The sequence below is a fragment of the Aquitalea sp. FJL05 genome (genome assembly GCF_003852595.1).
GTDB classification, from domain to species: Bacteria; Pseudomonadota; Gammaproteobacteria; order Burkholderiales; family Chromobacteriaceae; genus Aquitalea; species Aquitalea aquatilis.
The window spans coordinates 1-1209 of record NZ_QAJS01000026.1 but is presented as its reverse complement, the minus strand read 5'-3'; the positions used below and the strand labels follow the sequence as shown (position 1 = coordinate 1209).

1 protein-coding gene is annotated in these 1209 nt (G+C 63.5%); it reads right to left on the bottom strand.

The window, feature by feature from the left end:
- On the bottom strand, positions 1-1209 hold a 1209-nt coding region (locus tag DBR44_RS19380; protein ID WP_124645620.1), incomplete at both ends, for an Ig-like domain-containing protein.

The window sequence follows — 1209 nt, the reverse complement described above, 5'->3', positions numbered from 1 at the left end:
TGATTTCAGCAGCCGTCAGTACATGACCGGCTTGCGCCACGCCATTGATGGTGACATTCAGCGTATCACCCGCCTTGGCATCGCTCGGCAGACCGATGTTCACCGTGTCGGTGGTGGCGCTGCCCTGCTCAGCCTTGTTGATAAAGCCGTCGTTGTTGGCATCGGTCGCAATGACTACGGTCGGGGCCGACGGTGCGCTCAGGTCCAGACCATAGCTGTCACTGCCGGTGGCGGTGCTGCTGTTGCCGTGGCTATCGGTGGTGGTAACGCTGGCGTGTACCGTGCTGTCAGCCTTCAGGTCTGTGCTGCTGACGGCAATGGTGTAGCCCAGTTTGCCATTGCCCAGATCGATGACCTGGCCGGTGGTGTCGTGGCCGTTCACGGTCAGGGTGACGGTGTCGCCAACCTTGACGTCACCACCGACAGTGCCGGTGATGATGACGGTCGCACCACTGGTTTCAGCGATGTTCAGCACATTGTCGGCGGTGACCGGGTCAACGGTGATGCTGGCCAGCGGGCCGCTGGTGATCAGCGTCGCGCTGTCGCTGCCTTGGGCCGAAGTGTTACCCGCCACATCGGTGATGGTGGCCGCTACGTTCAGCGTGCCACCTTCGGCCGGAGCCGTCGGGGTGATCACCACCTGGCCGGCGCTGATTTCAGCGGCGGTCAGGACATGACCCGGCTGAGCGGTACCGTTGATGGTCACGTTCAGCGTGTCACCGGCCTTGGCGTCCGCCGGCAGGCCGATGTTCACCGTATCGGTAGTGGCACTGCCCTGCTCAGCCTTGTTGATGAAGCCGTCGTTGTTGGCGTCGGTGGCGATGACCACGGTCGGGGCGGACGGGGCGGTGGTGTCGCGTACCGCGCTGTCGCTGCCCTGAGCCGAGGTATTGCCCGCCACATCAGTGATGGTGGCCGCTACGTTCAGCGTGCCACCTTCAGCCGGTGCGGTCGGGGTCAGAACGACTTGGCCGGCACTGATTTCAGCGGCGGTCAGTACATGACCAGCTTGCGCCACGCCATTGATGGTGACGTTCAGCGTGTCGCCCGCCTTGGCATCTGCCGGCAGGCCGATATTGACGGTGTCAGTGGTGGCACTGCCCTGCTCAGCCTGATTGATGAAGCCATCGTTTTTGGCGTCGGTGGCAATCACTACGGTCGGGGCGGACGGCGCGGTGGTATCCAGCTTGGCGCTGTCGCTGCCCTGAG